Source organism: Rathayibacter sp. VKM Ac-2762 (genome assembly GCF_009866585.1).
Classification (GTDB): domain Bacteria; phylum Actinomycetota; class Actinomycetes; order Actinomycetales; family Microbacteriaceae; genus Rathayibacter.
This window is the reverse complement of record NZ_CP047419.1, coordinates 1,714,756-1,735,158: the sequence shown is the minus strand read 5'-3', so window position 1 is coordinate 1,735,158 and position 20,403 is coordinate 1,714,756. Positions and strand designations below refer to the sequence as shown.

The window sequence follows — 20,403 nt, the reverse complement described above, 5'->3', positions numbered from 1 at the left end:
CCCGGCCCGGACCACCCCCCCGATTCCCCTCGATCCCCCTACCTTCCAATGACGAAAGGCCCCCTCCCCATGTCGTTCCCCACCCGCGCCGCCGGCGTCGCCCTCGCCGGCCTCGCCTCCCTGACGCTCCTCGCCGGATGCTCGGCCTCGCCCGACGGAGACGGCGGCGGATCCGCCGGCGGCTCCGGCTCCGGCGCCGACATCGTGTCGCTCGTCGACGCCTCCGCGCAGACCCCCGCCGACGAGGTCGCCTCCTCGCTCGGCACCCCCACCGTGCCGGACGGCGCGAAGCTCTGCTACATCACCCGCACCCTCTCCAACGAGTTCTGGGGCTACGAGCGCGACGGCTTCGAGAACCGCGCGAAGGAGCTCGGCGTCGACTACCAGACCTTCGACGTCACCGACGAGTCCTCGATCACCGAGCAGCTCGACAAGGCCAAGAGCGCCATGAACCAGGGCTGCTCCGCCATCCTCGCCTCGCCGATCTCGGCCACCGGCCTCGACTCGATCTTCGAGTCGGCGCTCGCCGACGGCATCCCCGCGATCGTCCTCAACGACGCCAAGAGCGGCGTCGCCGGCACCGTCTACGTCGGACCCGACGCGACCACCATCGGCGCGACCGCCGCCGACTACATCGCCGACAAGCTGCCCGACGGCGGCAAGGTCGCGATGATCGAGGGCGACCCGGGCTCCTCCAACGCGATCAACCGCGGGGACGGCTTCACCGCCGCCCTCGCGAAGCACGAGAACCTCGAGCTCGTCGCCTCCCAGACCGCCTCGTGGGACCAGACCAAGGCGCAGGAGATCGCGACCACGATGCTGACCGCGAACCCCGACATCGCGGCCTTCTACTCGCAGAACGACGGCATGGCGCTCGGCGTCCAGGCCGCGATCGACGCGAAGGGCCTCACCGGCGAGGTGATCCTGGTCGGCACCGACGGCATCCCGCAGGCCAAGAAGCAGATCCTGGCCGGCGACTACACCGCCACCGTCAGCGAGCTGCCCACCACCGAGGGCGCGACCGGCGTCGACGCCGCGCTGTACCTGCTCGCCGGGAAGAAGGTCCCTGCGTGGATCGACGTCCCCGCGTTCATCATCGACAGCACCAACGTCGCGCAGTACGAGACCGGGATGCCGTAACCCGTCACCTCCTCCCTCCCCACGACCTCCTCGACAAGGAAGTAGACGGAACATGGCCGAGCATCTGCTCGAGGTCCGCGGCATCGCGAAATCGTTCCCGGGCGTCCGCGCCCTGGACGGCGTGAGCTTCACGCTCGACCGCGGCGAGATCCGCACCCTCGCCGGCGAGAACGGCGCGGGCAAGAGCACCCTGCTGAACATCCTCGGCGGGGCCCTGCGCCCGGACCGCGGCTCGATCACGATCGACGGCGTCCGGCGGATGGAGTACACCTCCCGCCAGGCGCTCGCCGAGGGGGTCCGCATCGCGCACCAGGAGCCGGCCATCGTGCCCCAGCTCACGGTGATGCAGAACCTGCTCCTCGGGCGGACGCGCAAGCAGCGCGCGTCCGCCCAGGACGACATCGACCGGGCCCTCAAGGACGTCCACCTGATGGGCTTCCCGATGGAGGCGAGGACCCCGGTCGGCCGGCTCAGCCCGGCGCAGCGGCACGCGCTCACCATCGCCCGGGCGTTCGCGTTCGGCGCGAAGATCGTCGCGCTCGACGAGCCGACGACGAGCATGCTCGAGCACAACGTCGAGGGGGTCCTCACCCGGGTCCGCGAGATCGCCCACGGGCGGGGCGTCGGCGTCATCTACGTCTCGCACAAGATGCCGGAGGTGATGAGCGTGTCGGACACGGTCGTCGTGCTCCGCGACGGCCGGCCCGCCTACGACGCTCCGATCGGCGAGACCTCGTCCGAGGACATCGTGCGGCGGATGGTCGGCCGGGAGCTGCTCTCGTTCGAGCGGCGCCACCCGGTCGCCCCGGACGCCGAGGTGCACTTCGAGGCCACGGGCGTCGTCCACCCGAGCGGAGTCGGACCGGAGTCGATCAGCGTCCGCCGCGGCGAGGTCGTCGGCATCGCCGGCCTCGTCGGCTCCGGCCGCACCGAGTTCCTCCGCGCGCTCATCCGCGCCGACGACGGCACCGAGGGGACCGTCCGCCTGGGCGGCCGTCCGCTGCGCATCCGCTCGCCGCGCGACAGCCGCGACGCCGGCATCGCGTTCATCCCCGAGGACCGCAAGCACCAGGGCCTCGTCCTCCAGACCCCGGCCTACGCGAACGTCGCCCTCACCTCCGACCGGCAGCTGAACGGCTTCGGCCCCTTCATCAGCACGAAGCGGCAGATCGAGACGGCGGAGGAGATGGGCCGGCGCATGTCGCTGCGTCCCGCCGACGTCCGCCTCAACGCCCGCCAGTTCTCGGGCGGCAACCAGCAGAAGATCGTGATCGCGAAGTGGATCTGGCTCGGGGCGAGCGTCTTCCTCTTCGACGAGCCGACCAAGGGCGTCGACGTCGGCGGCAAGGTCGAGATCTACGAGCTCATCGATCAGCTGGCCTCCGAGGGGCACGCCGTGATCGTCGTCTCGAGCGACCTGCCCGAGATCATCTCCATCAGCGACCGGGTCCTCGTGATGAGGTCCGGGCGCTTCGTCTCCGAGCACGTCGGCGACGACATCACCGAGCACAGCATCGTGGCCAACGCCATGGGCGTGGCGAAAGGAACCTCATGACCTCCCCCGAGACCGGGAGCGTCGCCACCCCGCGCCGGCGCTCCTTCAACCTGCAGGCCTTCGGCATCTACATCGCCGCCGTCGTCCTCTTCGTCATCCTGGGCGTGCTGAACCCCAACTTCCTCACCATCGGCAACCTCCGCGACGTCGCGGTGTCGGCCAGCGTGAACGCCATCATCGGCATCGGCCTGACCTTCGTCATCATCACCGGCGGCATCGACCTGGCCGTGGGCGCCATGGCCAGCTTCGTCGGGATCGTCAGCGCCTCGCTGATGGTCAACGGCGGCGTGCCCCCGCTGCTCGGTCTCGCGGCCGGCATCGTCCTCGGCCTGATCTGCGGAGGGATCAACGGCCTGCTGGTCACCAAGCTGAACCTGCCGCCCTTCATCGCCACGCTCGGCACGATGAGCGTGTTCCAGGGAGGCGCCTACGTCGCCACCAACGGCAAGCCGGTCTACGACGTGCCGAAGGAGTTCATCCTCCTGCTCAACAGCTACATCGGAGGCGTGCCCGTCGTGGTCGTCATCGTGGCGGTCGTCGGAGTCGCGGCCTGGCTGCTCCTGCGCAAGACCGTGTTCGGCCAGAACGTGATCGCGGTCGGCGGCAGCGAGGAGACCGCCTGGCTCTCGGGGGTCCGGGTCCACCGCGTCAAGATCGCCGTCTACTGCATCTCCGGCGGGCTCTCGGCCCTGGCCGGCCTGGTCATCGTCGCCCGCATCAACGCCGCGCAGCCGGACGCGGGCAGCCCGTACCAGCTCACCGCGATCGCCGCGGCGGTCATCGGAGGAGCGAACCTGATGGGCGGCGAGGGCCGCATCGCGGGCACCCTGGTCGGCGCGCTCATCCTGGGCGCGCTCACCAACGGCCTGGTGCTTCTGAACGTGCCGAGCTTCTACGAGCAGATCGTCACCGGCCTCGTCGTCCTGATCGCCGTCACGCTCGACCAGGGCAGCAAGGGCTGGCCGATGTTCTCGAGAGGCCGCAGGAAGAAGCAGGAGGACGTCGCCGCTCCTCCGACCGAGTCGACGCCGTCGGTGAACGCGTGACGGCGCTGACCGCCCTCGACGGCGCGCGGGTCCTCGTGACGGGCGGCTGGGGCCTCATCGGGCGGCCCACCGTCGCGGCGCTCCTGGCGGAGGGAGCGGTCGTCACCGTCCTCGACCGCAGCGACGCGGGGGCGGACCCGGCCGTCCGGACCGTCGTCGGCGACGTGACCGACGAGGCCGTCCTCGCCGAGGCGCTGGCCGGCCAGCACGCGGTCGTCCACCTCGGCGGCTACGCCGGACTCGGAATGGCCGACGCGGTCGAGACCTACCGCGTGAACGCCGTGGGCACCTTCGCGGTGCTCGCGGCGTCCGCGGCGGCCGGAGTCGCCAAGGTCGTCTACGCCTCCAGCATCAACGCGAACGGCTACCCCCTCGGGGCCGAGCAGGCGCTCCCGCCCGTGTTCCCCTACTCCGAGGACGCGGCGCCCCGGATCTCGGACGAGTACTCGCTCTCGAAGCTCGCGAGCGAGGACGCGGCCCGGATGGCGCACGCGACCTGGGGCCTCGAGCTCACCGGCCTCCGCTTCCCGCTGGTGCGCGACATCACCCTCGACGGCGGGCGGCGGTTCGGCGAGCACCTGCGCACCGCGATCGCCGCCGACCCGCGCCGCCAGGCGGCGGAGGGCTTCAGCTACCTCGACGCGGCCGATGCCGCCCGCTCGGTGCTCGCGGCGCTGCTGCACGACACGCCTCCCGCTCCCGGGATCCTCGTCGCCGCTCCGCTCACCTACCTCCGCGGCGACACCGCGGCCGCCCTCGACGCGATCGCCCCCGGCATACCGCGTGGCGAGCTCCCGGGCCGCTCCGTCGGGCTCGACCTCACCCGCTCCCGCGAGCTGCTCGGCTTCGAGGCCGCGGTGCTGCTCGACGACGTGGCGCCGGACCAGCTCGCCGAGGTCGCCCCGTGACGCTCTCGCTGCTCGGCCTCGGACCGATGGGCGCCCCGATGGCGCGGAACCTCGTCGACGACGGCGGCCTCGTGGTCTGGAACCGCACCCGCGCGAAGGCCGGCCCCTTCGCCGCGCTCGGGGCCCGCGTGGCGGCGACTCCGCGCGAGGCGGCGGCCGACATCACCCTGACGGTGCTGCCGGACCTCGCGCAGGTCGAGTCGCTGCTGGACGGAGAGGACGGCCTGCTCGCCGGCTGGCGCGAGCAGGGCATCGCGGATCCGGTGCTCGTCGTGCACGGGACCGTCTCGCCCTCGGCGGTGGCCGCGCTCGCCGCCCGTCTCGCCGAGGAGCACGGCGTCCGCGTCGTCGACGCCCCGCTCAGCGGCGGCACGGTCGGCGCCCGGGACGCGACCCTCAGCATCATGGTGGGCGGAGAGGAGGAGGCGGTCGCCCGCGTCCTCCCCGTGCTCGCGCGGCTCGGCCGCACGGTCCGCCACCTCGGCCCGAGCGGCGCCGGAGCGACCGCCAAGCTCTGCAACCAGATCGTGGTCGCCGGGACGGTCGCCGTCGTCTCCGAAGCCCTGCTGCTCGCCCGCACCGCCGGACTCGACCCGGAGGTGATGGTGGAACTGCTGCAGGGCGGCCTCGCCCGCACGACCGTGCTCGAGCAGAAGCGCGCCAAGTGGCTGGAGGACGACTTCGCCGAGGGCGGCAGCGCCCGTAACCAGCTGAAGGACCTCCGCTACGTCCGCGACGCTGCGGACGCCGAGGGCGTCGTCCTGCCCGCGATCACCGCCGTGACCGGCCTGTTCGAGAGGATGGTCGCCGACGGCGACGGCGATCTGGACCACACCGGCGTCGTCCGCACGATCGCGCGCCTCGGCGCTCCGACCCCGGGGAGGCACGCATGAGCGGATTCGTCGTCATCGACGCCCACCACCACCTGACGGATCTCCGCCGCTCCTACCCGTGGCTGGAGGGGCCGGCCGAGCCCTTCCGCTACCACGGCGACGACCGGCCGATCCGCCGCTCCTACAGCGTCGACGACTACCTCGCCGACGCCCGGGACGTGACCCTCGTCGCCTCCGTGCACGTCGAGAACGGCGCGGCCGACGCGCTCGCCGAGACGGCCTGGATCGACGCCCTCTCCCGCGAGCGCCCGGTGCCGACGGTGCACGTCGCGCATGTGTCGCTCCTGGACGCCGACGCGCCCCGGCAGCTGGAGGAGCACGCCGGGTACTCCGTGACGCGCGGCGTCCGCGACATCCTGAACTGGCACCCGGATCCGGTCTTCACGCACCGCGATCGGCCGGGGATCTCGGCCGATCCGGTCTGGCGCGCGCACTTCGCGCGGCTCGAGCCGCTGGGCCTGTCGTTCGACCTGCAGGTGTTCCCCTCGCAGCTGCAGGAGGCGGCAGAGCTCGCCGGCGCCTTTCCCGGCACCGCGATCGTGCTCGACCACCTCGGCATGCCGATCGGCCGCGACTCCGACTCGGTGGACGAGTGGCGCAGGGGGCTGCGCGCCGTCGCGGAGCGCGAGAACACGGTCGTGAAGATCTCGGCGATGGGCACGAACGACCACTCCTGGACCCGCGCGTCGATCGCGCCGTTCGTGCACGAGACGCTCGAGGCGTTCGGGCCGGCGCGGACGATGCTCGGCAGCAACTTCCCGGTCGACAGCCTCTACTCGAGCTTCTCCGAGCTGTACACCGCGTTCGACGAGCTCACCGCGGCACTCTCCCCGGCGGAGCGCCGCGACGTCTTCGCGGCGACCGCCGACCGCTTCTACCGGATCGGAGCGCCGCTGCCCGCGGTCTGAGGAGGCCGCGGCTGCCGCGGCACCTCCGGCCGCCGCAGCAGCCGCAGGCCGGTCGCGAGCTGCCAGGCCGTGACGGCGTAGACGGAGGCGCGCTCCCAGACGCCGTCGGGCAGCAGGTCGACGCCGGGCACGCGGGTGTCGACCTGCAGCATCAGCAGCGCGAGCAGGCCGGCCGCACCGAGCACGATCCCGACCGTCCCGAGCGCCCACGGAGCGCGGCCGCGCCGGGCCGCGGCACCGGCGACGATCGAGGCCGCGTTGCCGCCGACGATCGCCATCGCGGCGCCGACCACGTGCAGGCCGCCGATCCCGTTCTGCGCACTGGCGCTGCTCCCGTGCACGAGGCCCACCACGGCGATGCCCACGGCGTAGACCACGGCGAGGGGGAGGAACAGCCCCCGCGATCCGCCCCGCGCCGCCCGCACGGTCGTGACGGCGGCGGCGAGGTAGAGCGCCCCCTGCAGGAGGAATCCGGCGTTCATCACCGCGTGCAGCGGCGAGTCGATCGCGCGCCCCTGGAACACGCCCACCTCGGGCACGCCGAGATCGCTGATGTAGTTCCGTGCGTAGCTGTAGCCCGGGAACGCGGACGCGGCGACCGCCTCCGCTCCCACGTAGGCGAGCGCGCTCACCACCCACAGCACTCCGGCCCCACGAGTTCCCATGCGCCCATCATCCCCGGGCCCGGCCGCGCCGGTCGTCGGCGCCGGACGGCTCCCCGGCTAGGCTCGCCGGATGCTGCAGGTGCGGGGTGAGTCCGGGCAGGCCGTGCTCCTCCTGCCGGGCGGGGGCGAGGCCGTCGACGGGTTCTTCCCCGGGCTGGTCGAGGGCCTGATCGTCGATCCGGGCTGCCGGGTGGTCCTCTACGACAGACCGGGCACAGCGGGGTCGGAGGTCGCCGGTGGACTGACCGACGCCGCAGACGCCGTCCACGCCGTGCTGGCCGGCCTCGGGACAGGTCCGGTCGTCGTGATCGGCCAGAGCCTCGGCGGTGCCGTCGCGATGCTGCTCGCTCGCGATCATCCCGAGGACGTCGCGGGACTGGTGCTCCTCGACCCGACGCCCGTCAACGACACGGCACTGGCGCGTCAGGTGGAGCGGACGGCCCGGGCGACGGCGACGCTCGCGAGACTGCCGGGGCTCGGCCGAGCGCTGTCCGCGCTGCTGCGCACGAGCGCCGCCCGGTCGGCGAGGCGCCACGCGATGAGCCCGGCCGCGCGCGCGGCCGCTCTCGCGATGGCGGACGTCGACCTGCCGGGGCTCGCCTCCGCCGCCGCCGGTCTGGAGCAGGTGGCGCGTGGCTTCGACGAGTCTCAGCTGCCCGCCGTCCCCGCGGCTGTGGTGACTGCGGACCGCCGGCCCGGGTCCTCCCTGCATCGCGCGCATCGGCGCGTGGCCGCCGCACTGGACGCGCCGCTGCTGTCCTGGCCGGGAGCCGTGCACGAGGTGCATCTGAGCCACGAGCGCGAGGTGCTCGAGGTCGCCCGCGCGATCGTGCGGGCCGTCGCCTCCGACTAGGTCCGGAGCCGCTGCGCCGCCGCTCCGGTCACAGGCTGAACCCGCCGTCGGTCGTGAGCACCTGCCCGACGACCCAGCTGCCCGCCGACGTGGCCAGCCACGCGATCAGCTCCGCGGGGTCCGCCGGCGTGCCGACCCGGCCGAAGGGCGTGCTCGCGACGTACTCCTCGAGGTCCTCGAGTGACCGGTCGGTGGTCTCCGGGTCCAGGTATCCCGTGTTCACCGGACCGGGATCGATCGTGTTGAGCACGATCCCGAGCTCCAGCAGCTCGGCGGCGACCGTGGCGGTGACGCCGGCGAGTGCGGCCTTGCTCGCGGCGTAGGCGACCTCTCCGCGCATCGCGCCGTGGATCTGGCCGGACGTCATCCAGAACACGTGCCCCTGCGCCCGGGCGTAGGGTCCGGCCCCGACGACCCGGTCGCCGGGCCGGCGGGGTCCGTCGGTGCGCGGTGCCCGGAGCCGCGCGAACTCCGCGGTGAGCAGGAGGGTGGAGCGGGTGTTGACGTCCCAGAACGCGGTGAGCCGCTCGGGCGTCATGTCGAGGATGCTGCCGTCATCGCCGCTCTTCGCGTGGTTGCAGACGAGGACGTCCAGGCTCCCGGTGAGGTCGGCTGCGGTGGCGATCAGACCGGGGATCGTGGAGGGATCGGCCAGGTCCGCGGCGACGTCGACGAACCGCGCGCCCTCCGCGAGGTGCGCGCGGAGCTCGGACCGGACCGCATCGAGGTCGTCGCCTCCCCAGGGGAGGTCGAGATCGTGAGGGCGGTGGTGGTGGACGACGAGGTGCGCGCCGAGGGAGGCGAGCTTCGCGGCGACGGCGAATCCGATGCCGCGCCGCCGCGAGACACCGGTGACGAGAGCGGTCCTGCCCTGCAGGGGGAGGAGTGCGGACACGGGGAGCCTTTCGATCGCGCCCGAGCGGGCCGGAGGGTGCGGGCCGGAGGGAGCGGGCCGGAGCGACGGGGATCGGGAAGGCCTCAGCCGCACTGCACGATCCCCACCGTATCGAGCCGCCGGTGGCTTCCGTCCGGTGATCCGGGATGAAGCCCCTCAGACCTGCTGGAAGACCCGCAGGCCCCGTCCCCGGGAGAAGCCGAGGCGCGAGTAGCTGTCCGCCAGCCGCTCGTCGGCGGCGACCGCCACGACGACTCCTCCCGCGGGGACCGTGGCCAGCAGCTCCCTCGTCGCGAGCAGCGCCGACAGGCGGGTCCCGGGTCGCTGCGAGAGCGCCATCACCGTCCACCGCCGCCCGGGGGGCGTCTCCGCGCCGACGGCCGCGGTGAGGGGGGTCCCGACCAGCAGGGCCCCCGCCCCCACGGCTCCGCCGAGGAGCGCCGCGAGGACCAGGACCGCGCCGAGCAGCCCCGAGAGCGCGACCCACACGGCCGCCACCATGGCCAGCAGGACGACCGGGACGGTGACGGCGATGCTCACCAGGGCGTCGGCGACCGGCCGGTAGCGCCCGAACACGACCAGTCCGTTCCGGTCGGCCGTCTCGTGGGCGGCGCGGTGGATCACGGAGGGCGTGAGCGAGAGCAGCGCCGTCGGGAAGGCCAGGACGGCGAGGACGCGGTGCCGCGTGAAGGCGCGCACCATCAGCCACGACACGGCGGGCAGACGTCCCCATCCGACCGGTGCCGACGCCGCTGCCATCGATCCAGTCTGCGCGATCGGGGAGGCGCGCGGCCACCTCGTCGGTCACCGCCGACGCGACAGGGGGACGGGGCGGGGAGCGTGGATCGGTGCGCGTCGAAGGGTCCGCTGCTCGGCACCGCTCCTGCGGGGCCGAGTGACGCGGTCGCGACGATCACCGCACGGTCGCGATGACGACCGCGGTGATCGACAGGAGGGCGCGGCAGTGGTTCCATCGCGTCCACGAACACTGGTAGCGGTCCCACTCCCCGGCTCCGCCGCGATCGAGGCCGCGGTTGAGCGGCACGTTGCGCAGCACGGTGAGGGCCGTGCCGGAGAGGGACGCTCCGGCGATCAGCACGTCGACCGCTGAGCCGCGCACGAGACCCGAGACGCCGAGGGCGGCCACGGCGACGGCCGTCCCGCCGAAGAGCACGAGGAACGGACCGCGCTCCGCTCGCCTGTTGATCCGGGCCATCGTCGCCGCGGCGTCCGGAGCGCTCGCCTGCCGCAGCGCCGGCATCACCATGACCGAGAACGCCGTGTAGACCCCGGCCAGCAGCCCGGTCCCGACGACGGCGATCGTGGCGATCATCGCCGGGCCGCCGTCGCCGCGATCCTCCGGGCGCGGTCGCGGACCAGCGCTCGGCCGGTGCCCGCGCCGTCGTCATCGGCACCCGTGCAGCGGGATGCGGGGCGGACGGTGTGCTCGCGTGGCTCGAGGCGGGCGAGGATGCGGGAGCCGGTGCGCTCGGCGCCGCCGGAGTGGAGAAAGGTCATGCCTCGATTCCACCGGTCGCTCGCCGGACGGTGAATGGGCGGGGCTCGGCTCCTCCTTCGTCAGCGTCTAGCGTGGGGCCGTGGATCCGCTCGAGCACTTCCTCTCCGGACCGCGGGCGTCGCGGGCCTTCGCTCTGCTCGTGGACATGGACGGGGCATGGGCCCTGGACGTCCGCGACGGCGCACCGCTCACCGTCGTCGCCGTGCTCGCCGGGTCGGTGCTCCTCGACGGGACCCCGCTCGGTGCGGGCGATGCGGCGCTGGTGCGCGGCCCGGAGCCGTACACCGTGTCCGATCCGGCGGGGAGCCCGCCGACGATCCGGATCGATCCCGGGCACCGGTGCGTCAGCCTCGACGGACGCGACCTCTCCGACGAGCTGCGCAACGGCGTCCGCCACTGGGGCACCGCCTCCGGCGGCGGGACGGGTCTGCTCGTGGCGTCCTACGACCGTTCCGACGAGGTGGGCGGTCTCGTGCTGCGCTCGCTCCCGCGTGTGGCGATCGTGCCGGGACACGGGACCGTCGATCCCGTCGTCGGCCTCCTCGCCGGCGAGCTGGCCCGGGAGGGCACCGCGGGCCGGGTCGTGATCGACCGGCTCCTCGACGTGCTCACGGTCTCGACGGTGCGGCGCTGGGCCGAGCTCGCTGCTCACCGGGGGGAGACGTGGCTCACCTGCGACGACGCGGTCGTGCTCGCAGCGCTCAACCGCCTCCACTCGCGGCCCGCCGAGGCGTGGACGGTCGAGTCCCTCGCGCGGAGCGTGAACGTCTCCCGGGCCACGCTCGCCGAGCGGTTCCGGGCGGGCGTCGGCCGGCCGCCGATGGAGTACCTCGCCCGCTGGCGTCTCACCGTCGCCGCGGATCTCCTCCTCGATCCCGGCAGGACCGTCGCGTCCGTCGCCCGGGAGGTCGGCTACGAGAACGCCTTCGCCTTCAGCACCGCCTTCAAGCGGCAGGCAGGCGCGACGCCCAGCGAGTTCCGCCGGCAGCGGGCGCCGGTCCTCTGAGGAGGCGGCGCGCGGGTCGAGGCTTCAATCCGCTGACGCCTCCTCGTCGAGCTCCTCGGCGAGCTCGTCCGCGGTCAGCCGGTCCCCGGGAACGGGCGTGCGGAAGGCCGGCGCGTCCTCGTCCTCGTCCACCGCGGGCTCCGCCTCGGCGGGAGCGGTGTCGGGCTCGAGGAGGACGTCGTCGTCGTCGACGGTGTCTCGGGCGCGATCGGCGTCGCGCGGCTCGTGTGCGGGCAGGAACGGTTCGGCCATGGACATGCTCGGAGCATGCCACCGTCGAGTAGCGAGCGGGTGAACGGATGTCCGGAGCCGCCGCTGACCGTTCCGCTCGGCGGGTCGGGCTCCGCCCGGTGCGACTCGCCGCGGGCTCGGAGGCCGGCGCGGACTACTCCTCGTCCGCCCGGTAGACCTTCCGGAACGCGTCCTTGCGGGCGATCCTCCCGCCGCGGAACTCGTAGATGTCGCAGCCCCGCGTGACCTGGGGTCGGCCGTCGGGGCCGGTCCCGGTGAAGGACCAGATGGCCGCGCCGCGCGTCCCGGCGATGAGGGGAGCCCCCTCCTCGTGCCGCTCCTGTCCGGTGTCGAAGGCGAGCATGAGCGCGAATCCCTCGCGGACCTGCTCCTTGCCCGTCCAGGTGCGGCCGGGCTCGGGGCCGACGGACGCGCCGTAGACGCAGTCGTCGGTCATGTGGCTCATCAGCGCTTCGAGGTCGTGGCGGGTCCAGGCGTCGCTGAACGCGGCCAGCACCTCGGGCGTCATCTCGCTCGTGCTGGTCTCGGTCGAAGAGGAGTCGTCCATGAGCGGGCCTCGGTCCTTCTGATCGGTGGACCGTCGTCGGTCGCTCTGCGACCGTGGCAGGTGAGCGGCCGCAGTGGCAACGCCCTCTAGCGGTCATGTCCGGAAGCGGACGGCCGGCGGATCAGTGGTCCGTCGACCCGCCGACCAGCGGGTGAGCGCGAGGGTCGAGGGCGGTGCACTGCGGGCGGCGAGAGCGGCCGCCGAGGCGACCCGCTTCACCGGGCACTGCCGAGTCCCGATGCTGAGCCCCTTCGTGAAGGCCGTGCCGAAGTCGGACGCGGGCCGGCCCTCCTCCGCCTCCTCGGTCGCGGCTCTCGGGTCGCCGGCGGCGGCCGGATGCTAGGCGCTCGCCGCCTCCTCCGCCACCTCCTCCCCGCCGACCGGCGCCGGCGCGCAGGATGAGGAGCACCGGTCGCGGCGGGCACCGACCCCGCACCCGACCGGCACCGAGACCGCCACGAGCCCGCAGCGGCGGGAGGACAGCGAGAGCACCATGGGATTCTGGGGACCGACCGACGAGACCCGCGGCACGCGCCCGGTCGACGAGCCGCTCGGCGAGCTGGAGCTCGTGCACGCCTTCACCAGCGGGCCGATGCCCACCGGCGTCAGCGTCTCGCACACCGGGCGGATCTTCGTGAACTTCCCCAAGTGGGGGGACGAGGTCCCGGCCACGGTCGTGGAGCTGGTCGACGGAGCGGCGGTGCCCTACCCGGACGAGGCCTGGAACACGCCGGCGGGAGTCGACGACGCCGGCGCCCTCGTCTCGGTGCAGAGCATCGTCGTCGATCCGGCCGACCGGCTCTGGATCCTCGACACCGGCAGCCCGATGTTCGAGCCGACGAAGAAGGGCGGCCCCAAGCTCGTCCGCGTCGACCTGGCGACCGACACCGTCGAGCAGGTGATCGTCCTCGAGCCGGACGTCGCCCTGCCGACCACCTACCTCAACGACGTGCGCTTCGATCTGCGGCGCGGCATCGCCTACATCACCGACTCGGCCGACTCCGGCCCGAACGGGATCATCGTCGTCGACCTCGAGGCGGGGACCGCCTGGCGCCGCCTGCACGACCACCCGAGCACGAAGGCGCTCACTCCTCCGGAGCTCGTGCCGATGGCCGAGGGCCGCGTGCTGATGAAGCGCCCGGCCGACGGCGACCCGCAGCCGGTGACGATGGGCGCCGACGGCATCGCGATCTCGGCCGACGGCGAGCGCCTCTGGTACTGCCCGCTCGCCTCCCGTCGCTGGTTCAGCGTGGCGACGTCGGCCCTGGTCGACCGGTCGGTGCCGGACGAGGACGTCGCGGCGACCGTCGTCGACGAGGGCGACAAGGGCGGGGGAGCGGACGGCCTCGAGACGGATGCGCTGGGCCGCTTCTACGCCACGAGCTACGAGAACAACGCGATCGTCCGCCGTCGCACCGACGGCACGATGGAGACGATCGTGCACGACGAGCGGCTGCTCTGGCCCGACACCATGTCGATCGCGACGGACGAGCACCTGTACGTCACCGCGAACCAGCTGCACCGCCAGGCCGACTACCAGGGCGGCACGGATCTGCGGACGTACCCGTACTCGCTGTTCCGGGTGCGGATCGGCGCGGGGCCGGTTCTCCTGCGCTGAAGGCCCCCGCCCGGTCTCCTGCGCCGAGATCGGCAGCGCGGATCAGCGCCAGTGGGCGAGCTCCGTGCGGAGGGTCGCGCGGGCGCGGGCGAGCAGCCCGCGGACGGTCGAGGTCGAGAGGCCCAGCTCGTGCGCGATCGCGTCGTAGCTGCACTGCTCCAGCTGGCGCAGCTCCCAGCAGCGGCGCTGGGCCGGGGGCATCGCGGCGAGCACCCGGTTGGCGTCGGCGGCGAGGGACCCGCAGTGCGCGGCGTGCTCCGGGTCGTCGGCGGCGGAGGCGGGGAACTCGTCGTCCAGCTCGGCTCGCAGCCGCGAGACGCTGGAGCGGAGCCGGTCGACGCTGCGGCGACGGGCGGTCGTGACGAGCCAGCCGGCGATGGTCTCGCCGTCGATCACGCTGTCCACGTGGGTCCACGCCGCGAGGAACGTCTCCTGCACCACGTCGTCGACGTCGGCGCTGCTGCGGAGGGTGCGGGCGGCCGTCGCGCGGAGCAGCCCGGTGTAGCGGCGGACGATGGTGGCGAACGCGCGGTCGTCGCCCTCCGCGGCGCGGATGACGAGCATCCGGTCCGAGTCGGGTTCGAGCAGTGCAAGCGGCGGCGCGGCGAGGGTCGAGGGGCGGGCCCTCGGGAGGCGTGCGGGGGTGGTGGCGGTGAGCATGCGGACTCCGGTCGACTTGATGTGTACGCATGATTCGGAGGCGCGCTCCCGCCCGGTTTCCCGGGGCGGGACCCCAGTGGGAGGGGCAGGTCTGTCCGGTTTCCGGGGACGTCAGCGCCGCCGCGACCACCAGCGGCGGGACCGCTCCGGCTCGGCGGCCGCCCGGGCCTCGGCCGCGGCGGCGCGATCGGCGCGCCGCTGCGACCAGGCGGCGACCTCCTCGTCGACGTCCCGGAGCGGTGTGACGACGGGCGGCCCGCCCAGCAGCTGGCGGCGTGCCTCGATCACCCGCGTGTTGAAGTCGGCGAGCTCGGCACGCACCTCCTCCTCGCGGTGCAGGCGGTCGAGGCGCTCGTCGAGCGCGCGGTCCTCGGCGCGGAGGAGGAAGGCGGCCGGGCCGATACCGGTGAGGTTCTCGCGCTCGATCTTGCGGCGGATCCACCAGTCCGGATCGTGGGCCGCGCCCAGGTCCGGGAGCGGCTTCCCCGATCCCGGCAGGTCGTCGAAGTCGCCGCGGCGGATCGCGAGCTGGATCGCCGTCTCGACGAACGCGGCCCGCTCGAGCGGATCCTCGGGCAGGGCGGGCTGCTCCGCCTCGTCCTCGCCCGCGGCGCCGGCTCGGTACCGGGCGGCGCGCTCCCTCGCATCCGACATCCCTCCACGCTAGATCGGGCTCCTCGCCCCGGGCAACCACCCCTCCCGCCGTCTCCGTGGTCGGCGGGGCGCCGCGGGTCGACATCGCCGGACCGGCGTGCGTAGTATCGATACTCGATAACATTGACGATCGATAAGGAGCACGCCATGACGAGTGTCATCCCCAGCGGACCGGTCCGGGAGCGTCCGCGCGTGTTCCGGGTGGCGAGAGCGGTCCTGCTCATCGTCGCGGTCTTCTCCGTGCTCACCGCACTCCTGCAGACCTGGACCGTCACCACTGGGCGCACCCTGCTGGTCTTCGGGGGAGCGGACGGCCGCCTCCCGCTCCGGAGCCTCCCGCAGCTGCTGCAGGCCGAGCCGCGCGAGGGCACCGCGCCCACGCTCGCCGACGCCGCCCTCTCCCTCCGCCTGCTCGGTGCGCTGCCGAGCCTCCTCCAGGCGGTCACGATCGTCCTCGCCACGGTCTTCCTCCTGCGGGTCCTCCGCGGCATCGCGGCCGGACGCCCGTTCGACCCCTTCGTCCTCGCGAACTGGCGCCGTCTGAGCCTCGCCCTGCTGATCGGAGGAGTGGCGCAGGGCCTCGCCGACACCGCGGCCGGCCTGTACCTCAGCTCCGGCATCGGCCTGCTCTTCGCCGCCGGCCGGGTGACCGACGAGCAGCGCGACGCCTTCCTCGGCGGCGACTACCAGGCCATCGGGACGAACCTGCCGCAGTGGCCCGTCCCCGTCCTGCTCGCCGGAGTGGTGGCCCTCGCCCTGACAGCGGCGTTTCGCGCCGGCGCGAAGCTCGAACGGGACGTCGACGGCGTTGTCTGAGCCCGCCGACGAAGAGAGGCACCGGATCGACTGCCACCTCGGAGCAGTGCTGGCCGAGCGCGGCGTGACCCTCACCGCCCTCTCGGCCCGCACCGGCATCACCATGGCGAACCTCTCCATCCTCAAGAACAACCGCGCCCGCGCGATCCGCTTCACGACGCTGACGCTCATCTGCGACGCACTCGACTGCACCCCGCAGGAGCTGTTCTCGATCCGGGCCGTCGACGAGCGGGGGTAGCGGCGGCGGATCGGCCAGGGGATCTCTGCGGGGCCGATGGTAGGGACGCCGTCCGATCCGACCGTCGATCGAGCAGGCCTCAGTCGCGCTCCACGTCCGCCCCTCCAGGGATCGGCCGGAGCTCCCCGGAGCTCGCTCTCGTCCCGACCCATGGATGAGCCTCACCAGCGCGGTTGGCGGCCTCGGCCATCGACCGTCCACAGGGGAGCGAGCTCGTCAGCGGGACCGTCGAATGCGCCTCCGGTGGATGCCGGCGGCTGCTCGCGGTCGTCCCTCCCGACGCGAATCACTCCCGAGCAGTTGTCGAGCGAGCTCGAAAGGACCCCGCAGACACGCATCGCGGGAACCCTCCGGGACCCTCGCTCCATCACGGTGACTTCCACTGTCGAAGGGCCCCTCCTGAAGATCCGGGCCGACTACTGGTCTCAGGAGTACATCCCCTAGGGACGTGTGCGAAGCGTCCTCGTGCGTGCTTCCGCGAAGCGGTCCCGTCGCGCTGAGCGGCGGTCAGCGGTCGAGGACTCGACGAATGACGAAGGCGAAGGCCGTCGTCCCCGAGCAGAGTGGGACCCTCGACTTCTCGGAGGTAGGAAATGCCCGAAACCCACTCCGTGCCGTCGACCGCTAGCACGGTCCGCTCCGGTTACCTCGACCCGACCGCGCCGCCGGTCGCATCCATCGACTCCGGCGATCGGGTGTCCTTCCCCGCGACCTGGACGCACTGGGGCAACGAAGCAGTCTTCGGGATGACGTTCGCCGAACGGGAGCCGCTTCGCCACAAGTACCCGCAGGGCCCTTACTCGATGCTCGGACCTGTCGAGGTCACCGGTGCCGCCCCTGGCGATGTCATCGAGTGCACCATCGAGACGCTGCGCACACTCGACTGGGGGTGGAACAGCTTCCCTCTCGGAGTCGGCGCGCTGCCTCACGACTTCTCTGAGCCGTACCTGCACTACTTCCGATTCGACGACGACCGCCGGCGCGCGGAATTCGTCCCCGGTGTGGAGTTCGACCTCGATCCGTTCATCGGGGTCATCGGCACCGAGCCGGCGGGCGAGGAACCCACCAGCGCCATCCTCTCGGGCCCCTACGGCGGCAACCTCGTCGTCAACGCGCTGACAGCCGGCAGCTCGGTCTTCCTCCCGGTCTTCACTCCCGGTGGTCGGGTCTGGTTCGGCGACATCCACGCCGTTCAGGGCGACGGAGTCGTCGATCAGACAGCCATCGAGACGGCCGCCGAGGAACTCGTCATCCGCTACGACCTCCACAGGGCAGTGCCGCTGGCCGGACCACTGGTCGAGACGGCGACGGAGTGGATCGGCTTCGGGTTCAGCGACAACCTCGACGATGCCCTGGTGGAATGCCTCCGCGGTCTCATCACCTGGCTGCACGCGGCATCGGGCCTCAGCGAGAGCGAGGCCTACGCGCTGTGCAGCCTCGCCGTGAGCTTCCGGGTGGCGCAGTACGCCGACCAGACCGGCTCGGCCTACTCCTCCGTCCCCGCGAAGGCTGTCCAGGGCCGAGTCCCGAAGCGGGTCTTCTCGCCCGACAGAGTCGCGCAGATCAGCGGATGGCTGCGCCCCGGCGGGCCCTCAGCGTGACCGACCTGTCCGACGACGACCGGCGGCAGCTCGCTGCGGTCGTCCGCCGAGCCGATGAGCTCGCGACGGCTCGCGACGTCGACGGCTACCTGGCGCTGACCACCGAGGACATGGTCCTCGACGGAGGCCAGGGAGAGGCGTCCGGCCACGACGCGGTCCGGGCGGCCGTCACGAGGATCTGGGCGGCCGAACCGTCCGGGACTCTGCACCTGACCAGCGACATCACGGTGACGCCGGGCACCGTCGAGGGCGCGTCCGCGCACTCGACCCTCTCTCTCGCCCGCGGCACTCCGGCGCACCCGGAGGTGTGGGCGGTGGCCTCGATCACGCAACTGCTGCGCCCCACCAGCCAGGGATGGCTGATCGCCCGGCGCACGGTCGGCGAGGGACCCGCCGGCGCTGGCCAGTAGGGTCAGCGCCTTCTCCTCCAGGACCCGTCGCGACCCGCCGTGTCACGGACCGCGACGGTCTGGTCGACGCCGCGTCGTCGGGCGGCCCTTGCATCACCGAGAAGAGGCTGCCGAAGGGATCCAGCGACCGGCAGAGCCGCTCCCCGAGGAGGTCCTGTCTGCTGCGGGAGTGCCGACGGCTCGGTCCTCCGTCGACTCCCGCCCCACCGGGTCGAACCCGCTCGCCGTCGTCACTGAGACCCTGCTCGAGCTGGTCGGCGTGCTCGTGCGCGCCGCGCTGCGGCCGCGTCCCGCCGCTCAGTCCAGCGGGTAGCCCGGCAGCCCGTCGATGCTGACCGCGTTGCGCGTGGCTCGGTACTCGGCCATGCCGTCGGGGCCCTTCTTCTCGGCCTGGAGGAGGAGCAGGTCGCGCTCGCCGACCGGCTCCATCACCGGCACGCCCCAGCCGCACGCGTCGCTGATGCGGGTGAGCTCGACGGTGACGACCGCGCGGGTGCTCGGGTGCTCGGGGTGCTGCTCCGCGACCTCGGCGAACGCCTCCGAACCGGGCAGGTGCACGGAGCCGGTGCCGTGCAGGCGGACGATGCGCGGACGCGATCCGAACGACGCGAACATCAAGCACACGCGCCCGTTCTCGCGCAGGTGCGCGATCGTCTCGACTCCGCTGCCCGTGTAGTCGACCCAGCCGACCCGCCGCGGGCCGAGGATCGAGAACGAGTCGTGGCCGCGCGGCGACATGTTGACGTGCCCGTCCGCGGCGAGGGGCGCGGTGGCGACGAACCACATCGGCTGCTCGTGGATCCAGGAGGAGAGGCTCTCGTCGATCTCGTCGTAGACGTGCGCCACGGGATCAGGCCCCGGCCGCGCGGCGGACCAGCTCGGTGACGGCGGCGCGCGTCTCGGCGTCGGCAGAGACGAGCGCGTAGGCGGTCGGCCAGATCGTGCCGTCGTCGAGCTGCGCGCCGTCCTGGAAGCCGAGGGTCGAGTAGCGCGTGCCGAACTTCGCGCCGGGCTGGAAGAAGACGATCGCCTTGCCGTCGGAGCGCGCGTAGGCGGGGAAGCCGTACCAGGTCTTCGGGAGGAGGTCGGGAGCGGTCTCGCCGACGACGTCGTGCAGCATCTGGGCGATCGGCCGCTCCTCGTCGGTCATCGCGGCGATCGCGGCCTCCGCGTCCCTGCGGTCGGCGTCGGCCTTGTCGGCGCTCTTCTGCCGCTTCGCCTCCGCCCGCAGCTCGGCCGCGCGCTGCTTCATCGCCGCGCGCTCGTCCTTCGAGAAACCGTCTTCGGAGGCCATGTCCGCCCGTCCCGTCCGTCTGCGGCTCCCGGTCCGGGAGCGTCCCCGCACATGGTGACAGCGCCGCACTCGTCGCACAACGGCGGGACCGGGCGCGACCGCGCCCCCCCCCCCCGGAAGCCCAGCCTCCGCGGTTAGCGTGGGCGGATGCGCCTCCTCCTGATCCGCCACGGCCAGACCCCCTCCAACGTCGCCGGGCTCCTCGACACCCGCATCCCCGGACCCGGGCTCACCGACCTCGGCCGCACCCAGGCCGCTGCGCTGCCCGGTCGGCTCGCCGGCGAGGGGATCGGCGCGCTGCTCGTCTCGACGATGGTCCGCACCCACGAGACGGCCGCCCCTCTCGCCGCGGCGCTCGGGCTCGAGCCGATCGAGCGCGACGGCATCCGCGAGGTCGCGGCCGCGGGGCTCGAGATGCGCGGCGACGACGCGGCGGTCGAGGAGTACATGGGCACGGTCTTCCGCTGGGCCGGCGGCGAGACGTCGATCCGGCTGGCGGGCGGCGAGACGGGCGACGAGTTCGCGGCGCGCTACGACGCGGTGGTGGCGGAGGCGGAGGCGCTCGGGCACGAGGTCGTCGCGCTGGTCAGCCACGGCGCGGCCATCCGCTGCTGGGCGGGTCTGCGCTCCCTCGACCTCGATGCGCGCTTCATCGCCGACCACCTGCTCGACAACACCGGCGTCGTCGTCCTCGAGGGCTCGGGCGACGCGTGGACGCTCGTGTCCTGGCAGGGCGAGCCCGTCAGTGGAGTCGGCGCGGCGGCCCCCTCGGGCCCGGCGGGCGAGACCACCGTCTGAGCTGCGGGGCCTCCTCGCCGGTCGAGCAGCGGCGGATGGAGACCGGCCGGAACGAGCGCCGCCGGCCGCGCCATCACGGTAACGATCGCGCAACACTCCGGAAACCACCTCCGACCAGCACATTCGC

26 protein-coding genes are annotated in these 20,403 nt (G+C 73.1%); 15 read left to right on the top strand and 11 right to left on the bottom strand.

The features are described 5' to 3' along the window. Positions 1-69 precede the first annotated feature (69 nt). The 6 genes from GTU71_RS08180 to GTU71_RS08155 are packed head-to-tail and all read left to right on the top strand — an operon-like array spanning position 70 to position 6,450. Complete coding sequence (locus GTU71_RS08180; RefSeq protein ID WP_159939642.1) at positions 70-1,140, top strand: substrate-binding domain-containing protein; 1,071 nt, start codon at positions 70-72, stop codon at positions 1,138-1,140. A gap of 52 nt (positions 1,141-1,192) precedes the next feature. Beyond that, the gene (locus GTU71_RS08175) at positions 1,193-2,695 is read left to right on the top strand and encodes a sugar ABC transporter ATP-binding protein (protein ID WP_104239248.1); all 1,503 of its coding nucleotides are present in this window, start codon (positions 1,193-1,195) and stop codon (positions 2,693-2,695) included. After that, positions 2,692-3,741: an ABC transporter permease gene (locus tag GTU71_RS08170; RefSeq protein ID WP_104239249.1), complete on the top strand. Its 1,050-nt coding sequence runs from the start codon at positions 2,692-2,694 to the stop codon at positions 3,739-3,741. Before GTU71_RS08175 ends, GTU71_RS08170 begins: the two co-directional genes overlap by 4 nt. Next, the gene (locus GTU71_RS08165; RefSeq protein WP_159939641.1) at positions 3,738-4,649 is read left to right on the top strand and encodes an NAD(P)-dependent oxidoreductase; all 912 of its coding nucleotides are present in this window, start codon (positions 3,738-3,740) and stop codon (positions 4,647-4,649) included. Before GTU71_RS08170 ends, GTU71_RS08165 begins: the two co-directional genes overlap by 4 nt. Beyond that, positions 4,646-5,542 (top strand): NAD(P)-dependent oxidoreductase, encoded by an 897-nt coding sequence (locus GTU71_RS08160; protein ID WP_244230504.1) that lies wholly within the window; start codon positions 4,646-4,648, stop codon positions 5,540-5,542. Before GTU71_RS08165 ends, GTU71_RS08160 begins: the two co-directional genes overlap by 4 nt. Continuing rightward, the gene (locus GTU71_RS08155; RefSeq protein ID WP_159939640.1) at positions 5,539-6,450 is read left to right on the top strand and encodes an amidohydrolase family protein; all 912 of its coding nucleotides are present in this window, start codon (positions 5,539-5,541) and stop codon (positions 6,448-6,450) included. The genes GTU71_RS08160 and GTU71_RS08155 overlap by 4 nt, the downstream gene beginning before the upstream one ends. On the opposite strand, the gene GTU71_RS08150 is transcribed toward GTU71_RS08155, so the two are convergent. Beyond that, entirely contained in the window at positions 6,417-7,115 is a 699-nt protein-coding gene (locus tag GTU71_RS08150; protein WP_159939639.1) for a DUF998 domain-containing protein, read from the bottom strand. The genes GTU71_RS08155 and GTU71_RS08150 overlap by 34 nt on opposite strands. A 70-nt stretch (positions 7,116-7,185) precedes the next feature. On the opposite strand from GTU71_RS08150, the gene GTU71_RS08145 reads away from it, so the two are divergent. After that, positions 7,186-7,968 carry an alpha/beta hydrolase gene (locus GTU71_RS08145; protein WP_159939638.1) on the top strand — a complete coding sequence of 261 codons (783 nt, stop codon included), beginning with the start codon at positions 7,186-7,188 and terminating at the stop codon, positions 7,966-7,968. Between the two features lie 28 nt (positions 7,969-7,996). On the opposite strand, the gene GTU71_RS08140 is transcribed toward GTU71_RS08145, so the two are convergent. The 4 genes from GTU71_RS08140 to GTU71_RS08125 form a co-directional block, all read right to left on the bottom strand. Then, entirely contained in the window at positions 7,997-8,863 is an 867-nt protein-coding gene (locus GTU71_RS08140) for an SDR family oxidoreductase (RefSeq protein ID WP_244230503.1), read from the bottom strand. A 156-nt stretch (positions 8,864-9,019) separates the two neighbouring features. Further along, positions 9,020-9,622 carry a hypothetical protein gene (locus GTU71_RS08135; protein ID WP_159939637.1) on the bottom strand — a complete coding sequence of 201 codons (603 nt, stop codon included), beginning with the start codon at positions 9,620-9,622 and terminating at the stop codon, positions 9,020-9,022. Between the two features lie 154 nt (positions 9,623-9,776). Next, positions 9,777-10,196 (bottom strand): anthrone oxygenase family protein, encoded by a 420-nt coding sequence (locus GTU71_RS08130; protein WP_159939636.1) that lies wholly within the window; start codon positions 10,194-10,196, stop codon positions 9,777-9,779. Further along, the gene (locus GTU71_RS08125) at positions 10,193-10,381 is read right to left on the bottom strand and encodes a hypothetical protein (RefSeq protein ID WP_159939635.1); all 189 of its coding nucleotides are present in this window, start codon (positions 10,379-10,381) and stop codon (positions 10,193-10,195) included. The genes GTU71_RS08130 and GTU71_RS08125 overlap by 4 nt, the downstream gene beginning before the upstream one ends. A gap of 80 nt (positions 10,382-10,461) precedes the next feature. Between GTU71_RS08125 and GTU71_RS08120 the strand changes: the two genes are divergently transcribed. After that, the gene (locus GTU71_RS08120; protein WP_159939634.1) at positions 10,462-11,388 is read left to right on the top strand and encodes an AraC family transcriptional regulator; all 927 of its coding nucleotides are present in this window, start codon (positions 10,462-10,464) and stop codon (positions 11,386-11,388) included. Positions 11,389-11,412: 24 nt separating this feature from the next. Here the strand turns inward: GTU71_RS08120 and GTU71_RS08115 are convergent, their stop codons facing one another. Both GTU71_RS08115 and GTU71_RS08110 read right to left on the bottom strand, forming a co-directional pair. After that, on the bottom strand, positions 11,413-11,646 hold the full coding sequence (locus GTU71_RS08115; protein WP_146086942.1) for a hypothetical protein: 234 nt from the start codon (positions 11,644-11,646) through the stop codon (positions 11,413-11,415). A 127-nt stretch (positions 11,647-11,773) separates the two neighbouring features. After that, on the bottom strand, positions 11,774-12,187 hold the full coding sequence (locus tag GTU71_RS08110) for a nuclear transport factor 2 family protein (protein WP_208543621.1): 414 nt from the start codon (positions 12,185-12,187) through the stop codon (positions 11,774-11,776). A gap of 493 nt (positions 12,188-12,680) precedes the next feature. Between GTU71_RS08110 and GTU71_RS08105 the strand changes: the two genes are divergently transcribed. Next, positions 12,681-13,805 (top strand): L-dopachrome tautomerase-related protein, encoded by a 1,125-nt coding sequence (locus GTU71_RS08105; RefSeq protein ID WP_159939633.1) that lies wholly within the window; start codon positions 12,681-12,683, stop codon positions 13,803-13,805. 42 nt (positions 13,806-13,847) lie between these two features. Here GTU71_RS08105 and GTU71_RS08100 read toward each other — a convergent pair whose 3' ends face one another. Both GTU71_RS08100 and GTU71_RS08095 read right to left on the bottom strand, forming a co-directional pair. Beyond that, positions 13,848-14,465: a sigma-70 family RNA polymerase sigma factor gene (locus tag GTU71_RS08100; RefSeq protein ID WP_159939632.1), complete on the bottom strand. Its 618-nt coding sequence runs from the start codon at positions 14,463-14,465 to the stop codon at positions 13,848-13,850. 111 nt (positions 14,466-14,576) lie between these two features. After that, positions 14,577-15,119 carry a DUF1992 domain-containing protein gene (locus GTU71_RS08095; protein ID WP_159939631.1) on the bottom strand — a complete coding sequence of 181 codons (543 nt, stop codon included), beginning with the start codon at positions 15,117-15,119 and terminating at the stop codon, positions 14,577-14,579. 147 nt (positions 15,120-15,266) lie between these two features. Between GTU71_RS08095 and GTU71_RS08090 the strand changes: the two genes are divergently transcribed. The 5 genes from GTU71_RS08090 (at position 15,267) to GTU71_RS08070 (ending at position 18,497) form a co-directional block, all read left to right on the top strand. Next, complete coding sequence (locus GTU71_RS08090) at positions 15,267-15,935, top strand: hypothetical protein (RefSeq protein WP_104227364.1); 669 nt, start codon at positions 15,267-15,269, stop codon at positions 15,933-15,935. Next, positions 15,928-16,173 carry a helix-turn-helix domain-containing protein gene (locus GTU71_RS08085; RefSeq protein WP_159939630.1) on the top strand — a complete coding sequence of 82 codons (246 nt, stop codon included), beginning with the start codon at positions 15,928-15,930 and terminating at the stop codon, positions 16,171-16,173. Before GTU71_RS08090 ends, GTU71_RS08085 begins: the two co-directional genes overlap by 8 nt. Positions 16,174-16,766: 593 nt before the next feature. Then, positions 16,767-17,774 (top strand): acetamidase/formamidase family protein, encoded by a 1,008-nt coding sequence (locus GTU71_RS08080; protein WP_159939629.1) that lies wholly within the window; start codon positions 16,767-16,769, stop codon positions 17,772-17,774. Continuing rightward, on the top strand, positions 17,771-18,184 hold the full coding sequence (locus tag GTU71_RS08075) for a nuclear transport factor 2 family protein (protein ID WP_159939628.1): 414 nt from the start codon (positions 17,771-17,773) through the stop codon (positions 18,182-18,184). Before GTU71_RS08080 ends, GTU71_RS08075 begins: the two co-directional genes overlap by 4 nt. Positions 18,185-18,353: 169 nt before the next feature. Further along, on the top strand, positions 18,354-18,497 hold the full coding sequence (locus tag GTU71_RS08070) for a hypothetical protein (RefSeq protein WP_159939627.1): 144 nt from the start codon (positions 18,354-18,356) through the stop codon (positions 18,495-18,497). On the opposite strand, the gene GTU71_RS08065 is transcribed toward GTU71_RS08070, so the two are convergent. Beyond that, positions 18,482-19,030, bottom strand: a complete 549-nt coding sequence (locus GTU71_RS08065) for a pyridoxamine 5'-phosphate oxidase family protein (protein WP_159939626.1) — start codon at positions 19,028-19,030, stop codon at positions 18,482-18,484. The two genes, GTU71_RS08070 and GTU71_RS08065, sit on opposite strands and share 16 nt — an antisense overlap. Positions 19,031-19,034: 4 nt before the next feature. Next, positions 19,035-19,478: a hypothetical protein gene (locus GTU71_RS08060; RefSeq protein WP_104227361.1), complete on the bottom strand. Its 444-nt coding sequence runs from the start codon at positions 19,476-19,478 to the stop codon at positions 19,035-19,037. 147 nt (positions 19,479-19,625) lie between these two features. Between GTU71_RS08060 and GTU71_RS08055 the strand changes: the two genes are divergently transcribed. After that, a complete protein-coding gene (locus tag GTU71_RS08055; protein ID WP_104224880.1) occupies positions 19,626-20,276 on the top strand; it encodes a histidine phosphatase family protein in 651 nt (216 codons plus the stop codon). Positions 20,277-20,403 lie beyond the last annotated feature (127 nt).

Bases quoted from the DNA above. Each gene is read 5' to 3' on its own strand.
- GTU71_RS08150 (WP_159939639.1), bottom strand. From the start codon at position 7,115: ATGGGAACTCGTGGGGCCGGAGTGCTGTGGGTGGTGAGCGCGCTCGCC.
- GTU71_RS08110 (WP_208543621.1), bottom strand. From the start codon at position 12,187: ATGGACGACTCCTCTTCGACCGAGACCAGCACGAGCGAGATGACGCCC.
- GTU71_RS08090 (WP_104227364.1), top strand. From the start codon at position 15,267: ATGACGAGTGTCATCCCCAGCGGACCGGTCCGGGAGCGTCCGCGCGTG.
- GTU71_RS08055 (WP_104224880.1), top strand. From the start codon at position 19,626: ATGCGCCTCCTCCTGATCCGCCACGGCCAGACCCCCTCCAACGTCGCC.
- GTU71_RS08130 (WP_159939636.1), bottom strand. From the start codon at position 10,196: ATGATCGCCACGATCGCCGTCGTCGGGACCGGGCTGCTGGCCGGGGTC.
- GTU71_RS08155 (WP_159939640.1), top strand. From the start codon at position 5,539: ATGAGCGGATTCGTCGTCATCGACGCCCACCACCACCTGACGGATCTC.
- GTU71_RS08115 (WP_146086942.1), bottom strand. From the start codon at position 11,646: ATGTCCATGGCCGAACCGTTCCTGCCCGCACACGAGCCGCGCGACGCC.
- GTU71_RS08060 (WP_104227361.1), bottom strand. From the start codon at position 19,478: ATGGCCTCCGAAGACGGTTTCTCGAAGGACGAGCGCGCGGCGATGAAG.
- GTU71_RS08135 (WP_159939637.1), bottom strand. From the start codon at position 9,622: ATGGCAGCGGCGTCGGCACCGGTCGGATGGGGACGTCTGCCCGCCGTG.
- GTU71_RS08095 (WP_159939631.1), bottom strand. From the start codon at position 15,119: ATGTCGGATGCGAGGGAGCGCGCCGCCCGGTACCGAGCCGGCGCCGCG.
- GTU71_RS08100 (WP_159939632.1), bottom strand. From the start codon at position 14,465: ATGCTCACCGCCACCACCCCCGCACGCCTCCCGAGGGCCCGCCCCTCG.
- GTU71_RS08105 (WP_159939633.1), top strand. From the start codon at position 12,681: ATGGGATTCTGGGGACCGACCGACGAGACCCGCGGCACGCGCCCGGTC.
- GTU71_RS08180 (WP_159939642.1), top strand. From the start codon at position 70: ATGTCGTTCCCCACCCGCGCCGCCGGCGTCGCCCTCGCCGGCCTCGCC.
- GTU71_RS08170 (WP_104239249.1), top strand. From the start codon at position 2,692: ATGACCTCCCCCGAGACCGGGAGCGTCGCCACCCCGCGCCGGCGCTCC.
- GTU71_RS08145 (WP_159939638.1), top strand. From the start codon at position 7,186: ATGCTGCAGGTGCGGGGTGAGTCCGGGCAGGCCGTGCTCCTCCTGCCG.
- GTU71_RS08080 (WP_159939629.1), top strand. From the start codon at position 16,767: ATGCCCGAAACCCACTCCGTGCCGTCGACCGCTAGCACGGTCCGCTCC.
- GTU71_RS08175 (WP_104239248.1), top strand. From the start codon at position 1,193: ATGGCCGAGCATCTGCTCGAGGTCCGCGGCATCGCGAAATCGTTCCCG.
- GTU71_RS08125 (WP_159939635.1), bottom strand. From the start codon at position 10,381: ATGACCTTTCTCCACTCCGGCGGCGCCGAGCGCACCGGCTCCCGCATC.